Origin of the sequence: Acinetobacter sp. NyZ410 (assembly GCF_022828975.1) — a bacterium.
GTDB classification, from domain to species: Bacteria; Pseudomonadota; Gammaproteobacteria; order Pseudomonadales; family Moraxellaceae; genus Acinetobacter; species Acinetobacter guillouiae.
The window spans coordinates 3,813,022-3,828,904 of the sequence record NZ_CP094620.1 but is presented as its reverse complement, the minus strand read 5'-3'; the positions used below and the strand labels follow the sequence as shown (position 1 = coordinate 3,828,904).

The window sequence follows — 15,883 nt, the reverse complement described above, 5'->3', positions numbered from 1 at the left end:
CCACTCAACGTCATGATTTTTGCTCATGTTGGTCAATCTGTTGTAGCTCGTGTAAACGGCTAGAGTGAAGGTCTTGATTGTGTTGACGAGCCAACAGACTGTAAATAGTAGGTAAGACAAAAAGCGTAAAGAAGGTCCCGATCAACATACCGCAGACAATCACAAGCCCTAGACCAAAACGACTATGTGCACCAGCGCCTGTGGCAAAAAGAAGAGGAATTAGCCCAAACACCATTGCCGCCGTGGTCATCAGAATTGGACGTAAACGAATTTGAGCAGCTTTTAAAATGGCCGCTCGCCGATCTAAACCTTCATGAACTTGCAATTCATTGGCAAACTCAACCATTAAAATACCATGCTTACTGATCAGTCCAATCAGTGTGACTAAACCAATCTGAGTGTAGATATTGACTGTGGCAAGTCCAAAAGCCAAGGGGATTAATGCGCCACAGATCGACAGCGGAACCGTAATTAAAATAATAAATGGATCCATTAGGCTTTCATATTGAGCGGCTAAAACCAGATAAATCACAATCAGCGCGGCTAAAAATGCAAACATCAAAGCGTTACCTTCCTGTACATACTGACGTGCATCGGCTTGCCAGTCGTAACTAAATCCAGTCGGTAATTCAGATGCAGCCTGTTTCAGAAAACTTAAAGCTTGACCTAAAGAAACCCCAGCGGCAGGGATTGCTTGAAAAGTTGCAGCGTTTTGTTGATTAAATTGAGTGAGTTTATTGGGTTCTACCTGTTCACTTAGACTGACCACAGTCGATAAAGGAATCAGTGTGCCTTGGTCGGTACGAATAAACTGTCGCGTCAGTGCTTGAGCTGTCAAACGTTGTGTATTGATGCTTTGTGGAATCACATCATAGGCACGACCTTGCATACTAAAACGATTGATATAATTCTCACCAACCAATGTCGCCAAGGCTTCACCGATATCCTGCATACGAATACCCAGACTATTGGCTTTGGCCCGATCAACCTCGATTCGAATCACGGGGTTATTAAAGTCGAGATCACTGTCGACCACCACAAAAAGGCCACTTTCACGGGCTTTTTGCTTGATGTTCTGCATCGCCTGATAAATGGTTGAATAGTCTTGTGCACTACGCAACACCATTTGTACGGGTAATCCACCTGTTGAACCGGGAAGCGCAGGATTTTGGAATACAAAAATACTGCTGCCTTCTACATCACCAACTTTGGCTTGAAGTTGCTGTTGAATTTCATCCGCAGAATGCACTCGCTCAGACCATGTGGAAAGGGTTGTTCCACCAAAACTTGATGCAGGCCCATCTGTACCATTAATAATCCACGTGGTACTGGTTTCGGGGAAAGTCCAGAAGATTTCATCGAGTTTTTGATTAAAGTGCTCAGCATAGTTGAGATTGGCATGTTGTGGTGCTTTGATGGCTGCCAATACACTGGCTTGATCTTCATTGGGCGCCAATTCTTTTTGAGGGAGTTGGTAAAGCAATGGAAGGCTAATAAAAATAGCGATCGCAAAAACCACTGTGATCCAACGATGATGCAGGGAAAAATTGAGCAATTTACTGTAAAGCTGGGTCAAATGTTCAAAGAACCATTCGGCTGCTTTTGCCATTTTACCTTCTTGCTGTTTGGATTGAAGTAGAAATGAACTCATAACAGGAGATAGGGTTAAGGCAATAATCCCTGAAACCAAAACTGCGCCCGCTAAAGTAAAAGCAAATTCTTTAAATAAGGAACCAGTTAATCCACCCATTAAACCAATCGGAGCATACACTGCGGCCAGTGTAATGGTCATTGCAATTACAGGGCCTGCGACTTCTCGTGCCCCGATCAGAGCTGCTGCAACAGGGGATGCACCTTCTTCAATATGTCGATGGACATTTTCAACCACCACGATTGCATCATCTACAACCAAGCCGATGGCGAGTACCATGGCTAAAAGTGTGAGTAAATTGATGCTAAAGCCACATAACAGCATTAAACCCAAGGCACCTAACATTGACAGTGGAATTGTCACTACAGGGATCAAGACACTACGTAAAGAACCTAAACACAGATAGATCACAGCAATAACAATAATCAGCGCTTCGATAAAAGTATGTAAAACTTCATCAATAGAGGCATCAATAAAACGGGCTGTTTCATAGGCAAGATTGACGGTAACCCCTGGCGGTAAGGTTTTTTGGATCTCAGGCAATTTATCTTTAATTCCCTGTACGATCACCAAGGGGTTGCCTGTAGGCGTCGCTTGTAGACCGACAAAAATTGCAGGTTTACCATCCATAGAGGCACTTGTTTCTGTCGAAGCAGCGCCAAGTTCAACTGTTGCCACATCTTGTAGACGAATTAGATTTTGAGCATCATTGCGTATCACCAGATTTTTAAAGTCCTGAATACTGGTGAGATCTGTGGAAACATTGACATTTGAAACCACCAATTCGCCTTTGACCTGACCCGGTGCGGCTTGATAGTTATTTTGACGGATCGCATTGGCGACATCGGCGGCAGTTACCCCACGACTGGCCAAACGATCTGCATCCAACCAAATCCGCATAGCCAAACGCTGACTACCATAGGTCTGTACCTTGGCAACGCCATCAATTGTAGACAGCATGGGCTCTACCACCCTAGACAAATAATCGGTTAATTCAGCCAAGGACAGTTGTTCGCTGGAAAATCCAATATAGGCAACATCAGTAGATTCACCTGAAGAACGTTCAATGACTGGATCAAATGCCTGTTCTGGTAGTTTGTAACGGACTTGATTAACCTTTGCCATCACCTCTGTTAACGCTTGGGTTGAGTCACGATTTAATTGCATACGTAACGTTACAGCACTGCGACCTTGTACAGTAGAAGAACTGAGATAGTCGATGCCTTCTACCGAAGACACTGCTTGAGCAATGGGTTGGGTGACAAAACCTTGCATAAGTTCAGCAGATGCACCGGGATATTCTGTATTGATACTTATGGTTGAGGTTTCAAGTAAAGGATACTGTCGAATAGGCAGTTTATTCAGGGAAAACAAGCCTGCCAGCAAGATTAAGGTGCTGACGACCAAGGCCAATACAGGGCGTTTTACAAAAAGGTCAGTAAATTTCATTCGCTTATCTCCCTAGACTTTGGGCTTGATCGAGGAAGATTGGGGATGCTCAAGTGTATTTAAGGTCGGCTCAACTTGCATACCATCACTTAATTTAAGTTGTCCTGATACAACAACTTGATCACCTGCTTTGAGCCCAGATTTGACCACAACTTTGGCTTGATGGCGCTCACCGAGCACTACCGCCACACGTTGCACAATCAGCTTGTTATGGTCTTGTTTTGCAAGGAAGACGGTATTGCCATAAGCTGTATAGGTAATTGCAGTTTCAGGAACGACCAAGCTTGGAAGTTCAGATTCTTGGATGTCTAATTTGGCATACATGCCCGGTTTTAACTGTTGATCATGGTTATTTAAAATTGCTTGCCCCTGCACAGTTCGCGATGTTGTGATCATCGGTTCGATTGCACTTACCACAGCTGTAAAGGACTTTTCAGGAAATGCATCAATTTTGAGTTGTACAGATTGTCCGATTTTTAACCTCGATGCCAATTGTTCATCCAATGTGAAATTGGCAAGAATTTGTCGAAAGTCGACCAGATTAGCAATACCAGTGCCTGCCTCTAAATATTGCCCTTGATGCACTTGGCGTATTCCCATGACACCAGAAAAGGGTGCACGAATTGCTTTCTGTTTTATGCTGGCTTGTAGCTGTTGGATTTCTGCACGCGTCATATCTCGATCAGCCAATGCTGTATCCATTTCTGCCTTTGAAATCGCATGACTATCAATCAGAAGTTTGCTGCGGTGATAGGCCATTTCGGCTTGTTTCAGTTTGGCCTGCAAGCGACCTAATTGAGCTTGTTCAACATTGGTATTGAGTTGAACCAGTATTTGACCTTGTTGAACAGCTTGTCCAGATTGGAAATAAATCTGTTTGATCATGCCTGTTGTTTCTGTTGACACTTTGACTTGTCGGATTGCTTCCAACTCACCAATACTGGAAAGCACTTGTGGAATATTTTGTTCGACCACTGTACTCAAGGCCACTTTGACTGGAGGGTAAGCGTCAGATTGATGCGTTTCACTTGAACGAGAATTTAAATAAAAATAGATTGCGACACCCACGAGAATTAAAGTGATCGCGATTAGAAAAAGCCATTTGTTGTTTTTCATGCGACGACTCCAAGGTTGCGGAGTTGTTGTCGAAAATGACTGGCAATGGTCAGCGCTAAAAGACCGCCAATCACTGAAATATGTTCAAGTGCAAAGTAAAAGGCGATATTGGCTTGAATACCAGTCATGTTCCAAAAGTGATGCACAATCACAATTGTCAGTGCTAAAAATACGGAAAGAATCAGTGTGCCAAACCACATATGCCGCTCAAATAAAATACAATAGGCGCCCACAAGTAGAATCAACGCAGAAGCATAATTAAATAACCACGCAGGCTCTAGACCAGCCGCCTGCATTTCCAAAAATCCTGTTTCTACAGCAAGAATTTTACTAAGTCCTGAACTTAGAAACAGAAGCGCAAGACAACATCTGCTGATGGCCCACAGCCATTGGCTTTCTAAACTTAATTTAATGAAATATGGCATGAGAATATTTCCTGAAGAAATAAGACTGGATGATTAAAACCTTTAAAATGAATAGCTTGTTGTTATTCGTAACAGCTGTGGCAAGCAGTCTAAAACCTCAAGTTATATTTAGGTCAATGGGCTTTGATCAGAAAATTTGTGGAGAGATAAGATTTTTACAATGGCTTAAATTGGCGATAGCATTTTTTGTATTTTGAGTTGTAATGATGAAAAGCCATGGCAGCTAAGATCAATTGACAAATGTACTTTGCTGAATTATAAAACCTCAAGTAATGTTGAGAAATATCAAAATGCAGGCAGAAGAAAAAATTGATTTTAATCGAATGATGACGGTAGGAGAGGTGGCTAAACGGAGTGGTGTAGCCGTTTCAACCTTGCATTTTTATGAGTCAAAAGGGCTAATTAAAAGTATCAGAACAAATGGAAATCAGCGTCGTTTTCCATCAATTGTCTTACGTTATATTGGAATTATTAAGGTTGCACAAAAAGTAGGAATTTCTCTGGAAGAAATTAAAAATGCATTAAGTGTTTATCCTATGGGAAGCAAATTAACCGCAGAACAATGGTCAGTGTTATCATCGCATTGGCGTAAGGATTTAGATGAGCGTATTCAAAAACTAACACGTTTAAGAGATGAAATGGATTGGTGTATCGGTTGTGGTTGTTTATCTCTAAAACAATGTCCTTTACGTAATCCAGAAGATGTATTGAGACACGAAGGATCTGGTCCCCGTATTTTAGAGCGTGAATAAGAATCCAATATTAATATTATATATGTTTGATATTTTAGCTTTTTATCTTGGGCTGTTGATCACTTATGTTTGGTGAAAAAACTCTAAGCGCGCTTTCAAGTTTTTAATCAGCGCAAATGATCATTATCAATAATGATATTGAGCTAAAACGGGCATATTTAAAACCTAGTCAGTGTTGTGTAAATAACCAGTAATAAATAGACAGGTCTGTATAGACAGTCCGCCTAACTTTTTAGTAGAATACATCACAATTTAAAATTAAATAATAATGCATGTCTAACAATATTTACGCTGCTTTGGAGCAGCTTGGCTTATCAGCACAAAAACGTGCGATTCACGTACAATTTTCTAATTCGGCGTTAAGCCAACAAGTGTTCTTACAACGTATCGATGGAACACATCAAATCAATGAGGGTGTTCGGCTCCAACTCATTTGTCTTGCAACGTCAGCAAGCATCCCTTTAAAAAGCTTTATTGGAACGCAAGCTGCGATTGATATCGTCACAGATAAATCTGAGTTAACCCGTATTTCAGGGATTGTGACCCAAGCCGATATTGGCGCATCTGATGGTTCTCTTACCATCTATCGTTTGACTGTAGAAGACCCAACAGCACTTTGGAAACACCGTAGAAACTCTCGAGTATTTATGAATAAGTCGGTTGTGGACGTGATCCAGACCGTGTTCCAAGAATGGGTACAACGCAGCCCACTATTTGCCTCAAGTCTGAGTTTAGATAAGAGTGGACTGAGCAAAGACTATGATGTACGCCCATTCATTATGCAGGCATCTGAAAGTGATTTTGACTTCCTGACCCGTTTGATGAGAAGTGAAGGCATTAACTGGCTGATCGATGAAGCCCAGCTTAAAGTATCGAGTTCAACAGAACAAATCCAAGCACAAAAGCTTCGTTTAATCGATGATAATTCGCAATTTAGTGCCTTAGAACGCCGCAATATTCGCTTCCATAGAAGCAGCGCCGTAGAAAAAACTGATTCAATCACCAATTTTATTGGTCAGCGTTCCATTCAACCGACTTCAGTGTATATCCAACGTTGGCAAGCTGATGTATTGGATATTGATGAAGGCGCTGGCAGTGTCCAAAGTAAACACAGCCATAGTGAAAATTATGACAATGCCAGTCTAGCTTTAGAACAAGCATGGCACTTTAGCCCTGCATGGATTCAAGACCTTAATGGCGAAGATGGTGCAACGCCATCGGGCAACAGTCAGATTGAAAAATTTAACCAAAACCTCAGTAACTATTATGATTCACAAGCCAAACAATTTACAGCAACGTCAACTGTGCGCGATGCACATGTTGGTTATTGGTTTGAACTGAATGAACATCCAGAGATTGACCAACACTCAGGTGCAGACAAAGAGTTTTTAATCACGGCTAAAAGCTTTTATAACCAAAATAACTTACCCAAAGATCTCACTGACCAAGTCACCGCTTTAGTCCAACAAAGCAATTGGCAAGCCACCCAAATCACCAGCAACACGAGTGATGAACGTCAAGCCAGTAATTTAACCATTCAACGTCGTAATATCAGCACGGTTCCAGCCTATAACCCATTACAACACCGACCGATTGCATCACCACAACGGGCCAAAGTAGTGGGGCCAAGTGGAGAAGAAATCCATGTTGATGAATGGGGGCGTATCAAAGTTCGCTTCCTGTTTAGCCGTAATGAAGACAATACCCATGATGGCGGTGCGGGTTCTAATGACAATGACACAGATTCAGCTTGGGTCGATGTCCTGACCCCATGGGCAGGTGAAGGCTATGGGGCGCGATTCTTACCGAGAATAGGAGAGATTGTTGTTATTGATTTCTTTGATGGCAACATTGACCGTCCATTTGTGGTTGGGCGTATCCATGAAGCACAACGTCATCCAAGTAAGTTTGATGACAAAGGCAAACTGCCTGACACCAAGAAACTGGCAGGAATCAAAAGTCGAGAGTATCAAGGCAGTGGTTACAATCAGCTAAGGTTTGACGATACTACTGGCCAAATCAGCAGCCAGTTACAGAGTAGTCATGGGGCCAGCCAACTTAACTTGGGCAAATTGAGTCACCCTAAAGACAAAGCAGAAAGTGAAGATCGTGGTGAAGGCTTTGAACTTCGTACAGACCAATGGGGAGCCGTTCGCGCAGGGCAAGGTTTACTGCTTTCAACCTATAAACAAGACCAAGCCAAAGGTGATCACCTTGATTCAGAGCTTGCCAAAAAGCAACTTGAGGGTAGTCAGACCAACAGTAAAGCCTTAAGCGATATTGCCAAAAACCAAAAGACTGATGAAATTGAATCAATTGAACAACTCAAAGAATTTACAGAGCAGCTTGAGCAAAAAATTGCTAAATTCAATAAAGCCTTGCTTTTATTAAGCTCACAAGATGGGATTGCTTTAAGTACCCCTGAAGATATTCATATCTCCGCAGATTCGCAGATCAATCAAATTGCAGGCGATAGCATCAACTTGAGTACGCAAAAGAATTTGATTGCACACGCGCAAAACAAACTCAGTTTATTTGCTGCTCAAGGTGGGATTAAAGCTATTGCAGCGCAAAGTAAAGTCGAGATTCAGGCACAGTCAGATGCTTTAGATGTATTTGCTAAGCTGGGTATTAACATTTCATCTACTGATGACAAAGTTGTGATTAGTAGTCCTAAAGAGGTTGTGATTACAGGTGGTTCATCGCAAATTGCACTGAATAATTCAGGAATTTTCCCAAAAACAGGTGGGAAGTTTGAAGTGAATGCTGGGCAGCATGTGTTTCAGGGTGGGGCAAGTGTTAGTGCTAAGTCTAGCCTACCACCACCACCGAAACGTGCTTCAGGCGTTTTAGAGTTGTTGCATGATTATGCGCATGGAAATTTTGTAAAAGGTGGTGAATATAGTGTCACCGATGTATTAGGCAAAGTAGTAACAGGTAAATTAGATGATAAAGGTTTTGCTAGAGTTTCAGGATTAGCAGCAGGTGCAGTCAAAATTAATTTTGAAGATGATCAACGTGATCCTTGGGATGAGTCTAGTGACTTCAAGCGTGAAGTTGAGTGGCCTAATAAAAATGATGAGGATTTAGAACAACCTGAATCACTTCTGGCAAATGTGAGTAAAAATGCACAAACAGCATTAGGCGATTTTACCAAACAACTTACAGACCCTAAAACCTTAATGAAGAATATTCAATTAGCACAAAAAATTAAATCTGATGGTGCTAAAACTTTGCTACCAATGCTCAATGATCAAGTACAGGGTGTGGTATCAGATAAAATTTCAAGTTTATTACCGAATACAAAATCAAGTGGTAGTCTGGCTAATTTAAGCGGGGGATTTGTTGCTTCGCAAAAAGGTGAAGTTAATCTTTCAAATATCAGTGGTATAACAACAAATGTTTTACCGCAATATTTAAAAAGCCCATTTGATAAGAACTAATAGAGAAGAAATACAATGGCTCAACCAAAAACAGAAGTTGTAAAACCACTCAATGAAGTGTCTATTAAAGACATCAATAATTCAAAGCAAAAAATTGATAAGTGGTTACTAGACCATACTCACCAACTCGTTGGTTTGAACTTAGTTAGCAGTGTATTAGGAACTGTACCGATTATTGGGAATGTTATGGCTGCAATTGATGTAGTTACAGACATTTTCCAAATTTATGAAAAAGGTTATCAGAATGCTGATGTCTTTGATTGGACAACTGTAGGTATTGATTTAATAGGTGTTGCTCCTGTACCAGGTACAACAGCTATTCGTACCTCAGCTCGACCTGCATTATTTCTAGTACGTCAGGAAGTAAAGAGGGTTGGAAAAGCTGCGTTAGCTGAAGCGGTAATTACTGTTATTGGTAAACATCTAAATGATCAAGTTGCAGGTAATATTGAAAAATTTTGTGCATCGGGCTTGACGCAACTCAACTCTATTTTAGGATCATGCGGAAATACCATTCAAGGTGCAACTACTGAAATCAATGGAGGAATTGTTCGTGTGGTGACACAGGGTAAAGTGTTTACCAATGCAGGTGCAAATGCAACACGGGCACAACAACAAGCAGCAGGAATTGCTAAGGGATTAAAAAGTGGAGATCTTGTACGTGCTGGTAAAAATATAGTTTATATGACTGAAAACTGGGGTAAAGCCCTGTTTAAAACTAATGTAAATAACAATGCTAAAGTCGTTTCAATGCTTGTTCCACAACATTTAAAACAACCCGTTTTAAATGTGGGTGCAACAATCAGTAAAGTAGGTGTGACAGCAAATGCCAAAATCAGAAAACTAGGAAATAAAGCTGAACCACAAACAATAGGATGGTTATTTGAGATCTTGAGATTAGGCGCTTCTCGATTCAGAAAGACCAAGTCAGCTCAAGTGAAAGCCACACAGACAACGCAGGCAAAAAATGCAAAGAACAATAATAAATTAGAAAAATCTAGGGATGAACATCCTGCGACTAACAATGCCAATCAATGTAAGAACTGTAAAGGTGGAACAAGCGGTTCTATCTCATTTGCAATGGGGACCGAGTTTTTAACGCATGATGATGCACTGATTCATCCATTAATGGTTGAGCCCTTGGCTCGTTCTTATATTTCGAATCTATATCAGTATGACCAATCCATATTTGGCGCACGTTGGACAACGCCATTTAGCAGTAGAATTGTACAACGTAGTCAATATAATGAAAAAAATCCAAAAGAAAATATTGAACTGAAAGGTTGGGAATATATTGGTATAGATGGTCGTCCTATCAAGCTACGTGAATTAAAGGCTGGGCAAAGCTTTTACGATGAAATTGAAACTTTTACCTACACTGTAGTTTCTGATGATATTCGTGCAATTACATTTGGTTCAAATGAATCTCGTTATTACCAAAAATATAAAAATGAATTTAGACTAGTTTCTATAGAGCGCCAAAATGGGTTTAGTGTAGGTTTACGTTATGATCACCGCATTGATGATGAAAGCTATTTATCCGATATTATATTTAAACAAGACCAAAATATCTTAGCGCACCTTGCTTTAAAGCTGAATCAAAACAAATTGGTTGATGAAATATGGTTGGTGAAGGATGGGCAATTAAAACGTCAGTTATCTGCATATGTATACAATGATCAAGCTGATCTGATCCAAGCAACCAACGAATTTGGTGCTTCTTACCAATATACCTACCAGCATCATCTTCTTACACGTTATACAGACTTGACAAAACGTGGTATGAATTTGAAATGGAATGGAAAATTACCAAGCTCAAAGGCGATTGAAGAGTGGGCTGATGATTATAGTTCGGCAAGAAAACTTGAGTGGGATGAGAATGTACGTGTTACTACCGTAACTGATATAGATGGTAATGTGACGGAACATTACTACGGCATTACAGGCTATACCTATCGTATTATTTATCCTGATAATTTACAGGAATGGTTTTTTAGGGATGATGCAAAAAATATTACTTCACATGTGGCTACAGATGGCACAGAAACAGTTTATAGCTATGATGAACGAGGCAATGTTCTCACGACAACGCAAGCAGATGGTGCTACAACTTACTTTGAATATGATGAACAAGACCAATTGATTGGTATGGTGGATGCAGAGCAAGGTCGCTGGTTTAAACAATACGACGGTTCAGGCAACCTGATTAAAGAAATTGATCCGCTGAAACATGAAACTGGTTATGCCTACAATAGCATGGGCTTGGTGACTTCAATCACCGATGCCAAAGGGGGTAATAAAGCCCTTAAATACGATGATCAGGGAAATTTACTTAGTTATACCGACTGCTCTGGTAAAGAAACTAAATGGCAGTATGATGAGCGAGGACGAGTTAAGTCTGTTGAAAATGCCTTAAAACAAAAAAATGAATATTTTTATACAGAAATTACTACAGGGCAGGGTGAGCCGATAATCAAAGGTTTGCCATTGAACGCCTTTGGTCAGTTGGAAAAGATCAAGCATCCTGATGGTTCTATAGAACATTTTGTGCATGATGCTGAAGGACGATTGCTTGCTCATGTAGATCCGAAGCAACACATCACCAAATATGAATATGATGCAGCTGGATTAATTAGCAAACGCACGGATGCTTTAAATCATACTTTAAAATATCAATGGGATCGTTTAAGCCGTTTAAAACGATTAACCAATGAAAATGGTGCAAACTACGAATTCATTTATGATGCAGGCGGGCGCTTAGTTAAAGAAATTGATTTTGATGCTAAAGAAACTCTTTATCAATACGATGAATTGAATGGTCGTTTGACTACAAGTATTGAAGTTGCATCTGCCTATGGGCAAGATCTGAAAGATCGTGCAGCACCGAAAGATCGAATTCAACAATTTATTTTTGACAGTATGGGGCGTTTAGAACAACGTACAGCTGGTTACGGTCATTACGATTTATTAGAACTTGAAGCAAAACAAACCGAAGAATTTGCCTACGACTATATGGGAAGAATCTTGAATGCCAGAAATCAGGAGAGCAATCTACAATGGTTCTATGATGCCGCTGGCAATGTAATCAAAGAACATCAACAGGATTATAAGACGCATAAGACAGCGGTATGGAAGCATAGTTATGATGAAATCAATGATCGAATCAAAACCATACGCCCTGATGGACAAAATATAGATTGGCTTACCTATGGTACAGGTCATGTACAAAGCCTGATTGTCAATGGACAGGATTTGGTGAGTTTTGAGCGAGATGACCTACATCGTGAAGTTGTTCGCCACTATGCTAATGGGGTTAGCCAAGAGCAACAGTTTGACTTAGCAGGGCGATTACACAGCCAAGTCATGCTCAATGAGCATGACAATGGTTACCAAAACCAATACAAAGTCCCAAACCAAGAAAAGAACAATGCACTACAACAAACTAGCCAATTGGTACAACGACTATATCAATATGATAAAACAGGTGAGCTGACAGCGATCAAAGATACACGTCGTGGCAACATTGCATATAAATATGACCCTGTTGGACGCTTACTTGAAGCCAGTAGTAAACTCGGTAAAGAAACCTTTAGTTTTGACCCTGCCAGCAATATTGTTGATCGTTACAACGATGGTAAAGCCAAAAGCCATAAACAAACAACAGAAGAAAAAGGCTATGGCTACAATCGTCTAGTCAATAACGTGGTCAAAGAATACCTAGACCAACAATACCAATATGATGCATACGGACAATTGGTTCGACAAAAATCAACGCAAGGCGATTTAAATCTTGAGTGGGATGTTTACGGACGAATGATCAAGAGTCGAAATAGCCAATTTACTGCAGAGTATCGCTATGATGCGTTAGGTCGCCGTATCCAAAAACGTAGTAAGCAGCATCATACAGGGGATGAACATAACATCATCTATGGATGGGATGGCGACACACTTGCCTATGAATCAACAGAGCAAGCAACTAAACACTATATTTACGAAAAAGACAGCTTTGTGCCGATGCTGCAAGCCGTCTATCAAAGCCCTATAGAACTACATCAAACACCTGATTGGTCAGACAAGCCGTATAGTGTACATCGTGACCCACTATGGAAAACTACCAAGCAAAGCAAAGGCTTTGATGATGTATGGTTCTATCACTGTGACCATTTGGGTACACCGCAGGAAATGACAGACCATACAGGTTCGATCATTTGGAAAGCTGAATATAAAGCTTGGGGTGAGTGTAAGACTGAGAAGGCTAAATCAAATTTCTTTGAAAATTCAGAAATCATCAGTAATAACATACGCTTTCAGGGGCAGTATTTTGATCAAGAAACAGGGCTGCATTACAATAGGCATCGTTATTACTCGCCTTATGTTGGAAGATTTGTAAGTAAAGATCCTATAAGCCTAGACGGAGGCTATAATTTATACGTATATGCGCCTAATACCATAGAATGGATAGATCCTTTAGGCTTAAGGAGTAGAACTAAGACTTTACCTGTTAATGCAAAAAGTAAAAATACAAAAAAATTAATAAATTGTATTGGGGCATCTGGTAAAAAAGTTAGTGCAGATGATGCTAGAAAAGATGACTATTTGTATAATAATAAAAATGATGCGATGAATGCTGGAGCCAAAATGTTAGGACCTGGGGCTGTTAAAACTTATAATGAAAAAGGTCAGTGGAATGGTTGGAAGAATTCTAAAGGAGAGTCAGTATATTGGAATCATGGTGATTGGGGGAAAGGTGTAGGTACTTCTACTTTCCCACATTTGAACTATGATGTAGGAGGAAAGAAAGGTCACTTATTTATGAAAGATAAAATAGAGAATGCAGGTATGGTTGATGATTTTTATGGTAAATATAAAAAGGCTCAAGGTTGCCCATGAATGTATTAGAAATTATTGAAAATAGCGATGATTCAAAATTATTGAGTTTGAGCTGTGATGAAAACGAAGTAAGTTTAATCATAGCTCATGAATATCTTGGGAAGACTATTCGATTAACTTTTCCTTTTGAAAATTTTTTTAATAGTTTTTCAAGTAAAAGTGATGGTATATGTTTTTTATCAATTGAAGATATAGAGAGTCAGTTAGGTATAAAAAATGGAGTCTATATTCCAGCCACAGATTTTGGTGATTTTATGTATGAAATGAGAGAAGGAAATTGCTGTGCTTACGGTTTAAGAGAAAGTAAATTTAAAAAAATTTTCAAAGTTGTAGGTAGTTTTAAAGTAGTAATTCCATGCGAAAACTTAGATAAGATAAAAGTAGAGTTACTTCATAGTTAATCTTCTATTTATGACTTAAGAGTATTATTAGAAAATAATGTTTTTCGGCTAAGTGTTTTTAATTTTATCTTTTTTAAAGTGATAATGGGCTGTAATGAAAATTACTTAAGATCGGTAAAAAAAGTTAAGTGTAATTCTAAAGGTAATACCCCCATTTTTAATTGATTTAATGAGTAGAAAACCAAAGTCCTTATAGTTGTTTAAATTTAGGTGGTTTACCATCAACTGACATATGTGGTCGTTCATGATTATAAAAGTGTTGCCATGCAGTTGTATAGTCTTGGACATCTTCAAGTTCTCGAAATAAATATTGATTCAAACATTCATATCGAACTGTCCGATTGAAGCGTTCTACATAAGCATTCTGCTGTGGATTACCAGGTTGGGTAAATACATGTTCAATTTCATGTTGAGTACACCAGGCCTGCATTAAATCACTAATGTACTCTGGCCCATTATCACTACGTATACGCTTTGGCTTACCTCGCCATGCGCTAGTCCCCTGAGTACTCTTTGAGCTGGCAAAGAAAAATCAACCAATATATCTAGTGACTCACGGTTATAGTCATCAATAACATTGTGAATTCGGTAACTGCGACCATCACTGAATTGGTCATGCATAAAGTCCATTGACCACGATTCATTCGGTATTGAAGGCACTGCGAGTGATTCAGGCTTGATTCGCTTAATGCGTTTGTTTGGTTTAATTCGTAGGTTAAGCTCAAGCTCCTTATAAATTCGATAAACACGTTTGTGGTTCCATAGATAGCCTTTGACATTACGTAGGTACAAAAAGCAAAGCTGGAAGCCCCAAGTCTTATTCTCATTGGTGAGCTTAAGCAGCCATTCTGCGATGATCTTATTTTGCTCGTCTAATTGAGCTGTATATCGATAGCAGGTTTGACTAACTTGGAATATGAGACAGGCCTTACTTACTGAGATTTTAAATTGCTCAACGGCTCGCTGAGCAAGAGCTTTACGTTGTGTTGACCTTATAACTTTTTTGACAGTGCATCCTGAAGAATATCTGCTTTAAGGCGTTCGTCAGCATACATACGCTTCAGACGAGCATTTTCAGCTTCTAATTCTTTAAGTCGCGTCATCATGGAAATATCCATACCGCCATATTTCGCTTTCCATTTATAAAATGTAGCGGAACTCATGCCATGTTCACGACACAGATTAGGAACAGGGGTTCCTGATTCGGCTTGCTTCAAAATACTCATGATTAGGCTGTCTGAATATTTAGATGTTTTCATAGAAAATCTCCTTCAACAAGATTATTCGATTTTCTACTTTTAACTTCAATTATTTTTAGGGGGGATTACCTAAATAAGTAAGAAATTAGAAGAAAATGTTAATTCATTAATTCTAAATTTTTTAGGAAATGGTGGTTTTTTGAAAAATCCATTAAATGAATAAAAATTAAACTTCGGATATCTCAAGATTAATGATCCGATATTAACGGATAATATTTTTAATTTTCGAATAGAAAGCTATGGGCAAGTAGAGCTTCAAGAGTGGAATATGGTTAGATCAGATGAAATTGTAAATATGGATGAGTTGTATATGGAGAAACATAATGATATTGATGGTTTAACAACTAAAATTTTTAACTTTGTTAGAAAAAAATTAATGAAAGAGTTATTCATGATCCGAAGTTAAATGAAGCTATCCCCTACTTAATTGGTAGCATTTATGATGATTTTACAAAAATTATTTTTAATGATTATACAAAACTAGATAATAATTCTTT

General features: G+C 39.4%; 7 protein-coding genes and 1 pseudogene. 4 read left to right on the top strand and 4 right to left on the bottom strand.

From position 1 onward, the window contains the following. Window positions 1-10: 10 nt before the first annotated feature. Genes MTO68_RS18145 through MTO68_RS18135 form a run of 3 tightly spaced genes read right to left on the bottom strand, consistent with a single transcriptional unit; the run spans window position 11 to window position 4,641 of the window. A complete protein-coding gene (locus MTO68_RS18145; RefSeq protein WP_244013774.1) occupies window positions 11-3,100 on the bottom strand; it encodes a MexW/MexI family multidrug efflux RND transporter permease subunit in 3,090 nt (1,029 codons plus the stop codon). 12 nt (window positions 3,101-3,112) lie between these two features. Beyond that, complete coding sequence (locus tag MTO68_RS18140; RefSeq protein ID WP_244013772.1) at window positions 3,113-4,216, bottom strand: efflux RND transporter periplasmic adaptor subunit; 1,104 nt, start codon at window positions 4,214-4,216, stop codon at window positions 3,113-3,115. Further along, on the bottom strand, window positions 4,213-4,641 hold the full coding sequence (locus tag MTO68_RS18135; RefSeq protein ID WP_034615519.1) for a DoxX family protein: 429 nt from the start codon (window positions 4,639-4,641) through the stop codon (window positions 4,213-4,215). Before MTO68_RS18135 ends, MTO68_RS18140 begins: the two co-directional genes overlap by 4 nt. 290 nt (window positions 4,642-4,931) lie before the next feature. Here MTO68_RS18135 and soxR point away from each other — a divergent pair, with 290 nt between their 5' ends. The 4 genes from soxR to MTO68_RS18115 all read left to right on the top strand — a co-directional run bounded on the left by soxR (window position 4,932) and on the right by MTO68_RS18115 (window position 14,127). Then, window positions 4,932-5,393, top strand: a complete 462-nt coding sequence (gene soxR, locus MTO68_RS18130; RefSeq protein ID WP_004823478.1) for a redox-sensitive transcriptional activator SoxR — start codon at window positions 4,932-4,934, stop codon at window positions 5,391-5,393. A 272-nt stretch (window positions 5,394-5,665) separates the two neighbouring features. Further along, on the top strand, window positions 5,666-8,836 hold the full coding sequence (locus MTO68_RS18125; protein WP_244013770.1) for a type VI secretion system Vgr family protein: 3,171 nt from the start codon (window positions 5,666-5,668) through the stop codon (window positions 8,834-8,836). Between the two features lie 15 nt (window positions 8,837-8,851). Beyond that, window positions 8,852-13,726, top strand: coding sequence for an RHS repeat-associated core domain-containing protein (locus tag MTO68_RS18120; RefSeq protein WP_244013756.1), 4,875 nt, complete (start codon window positions 8,852-8,854; stop codon window positions 13,724-13,726). Next, window positions 13,723-14,127 (top strand): hypothetical protein, encoded by a 405-nt coding sequence (locus MTO68_RS18115; protein ID WP_151803476.1) that lies wholly within the window; start codon window positions 13,723-13,725, stop codon window positions 14,125-14,127. Before MTO68_RS18120 ends, MTO68_RS18115 begins: the two co-directional genes overlap by 4 nt. A 190-nt stretch (window positions 14,128-14,317) precedes the next feature. Here MTO68_RS18115 and MTO68_RS18110 read toward each other — a convergent pair. Further along, a pseudogene (locus tag MTO68_RS18110) lies at window positions 14,318-15,386 on the bottom strand (IS3 family transposase). Between the last annotated feature and the right edge of the window lie 497 nt (window positions 15,387-15,883).

Bases quoted from the DNA above. Each gene is read 5' to 3' on its own strand.
- MTO68_RS18145 (WP_244013774.1), bottom strand. From the start codon at position 3,100: ATGAAATTTACTGACCTTTTTGTAAAACGCCCTGTATTGGCCTTGGTC.
- MTO68_RS18115 (WP_151803476.1), top strand. From the start codon at position 13,723: ATGAATGTATTAGAAATTATTGAAAATAGCGATGATTCAAAATTATTG.
- soxR (WP_004823478.1), top strand. From the start codon at position 4,932: ATGCAGGCAGAAGAAAAAATTGATTTTAATCGAATGATGACGGTAGGA.
- MTO68_RS18140 (WP_244013772.1), bottom strand. From the start codon at position 4,216: ATGAAAAACAACAAATGGCTTTTTCTAATCGCGATCACTTTAATTCTC.
- MTO68_RS18125 (WP_244013770.1), top strand. From the start codon at position 5,666: ATGTCTAACAATATTTACGCTGCTTTGGAGCAGCTTGGCTTATCAGCA.
- MTO68_RS18120 (WP_244013756.1), top strand. From the start codon at position 8,852: ATGGCTCAACCAAAAACAGAAGTTGTAAAACCACTCAATGAAGTGTCT.
- MTO68_RS18135 (WP_034615519.1), bottom strand. From the start codon at position 4,641: ATGCCATATTTCATTAAATTAAGTTTAGAAAGCCAATGGCTGTGGGCC.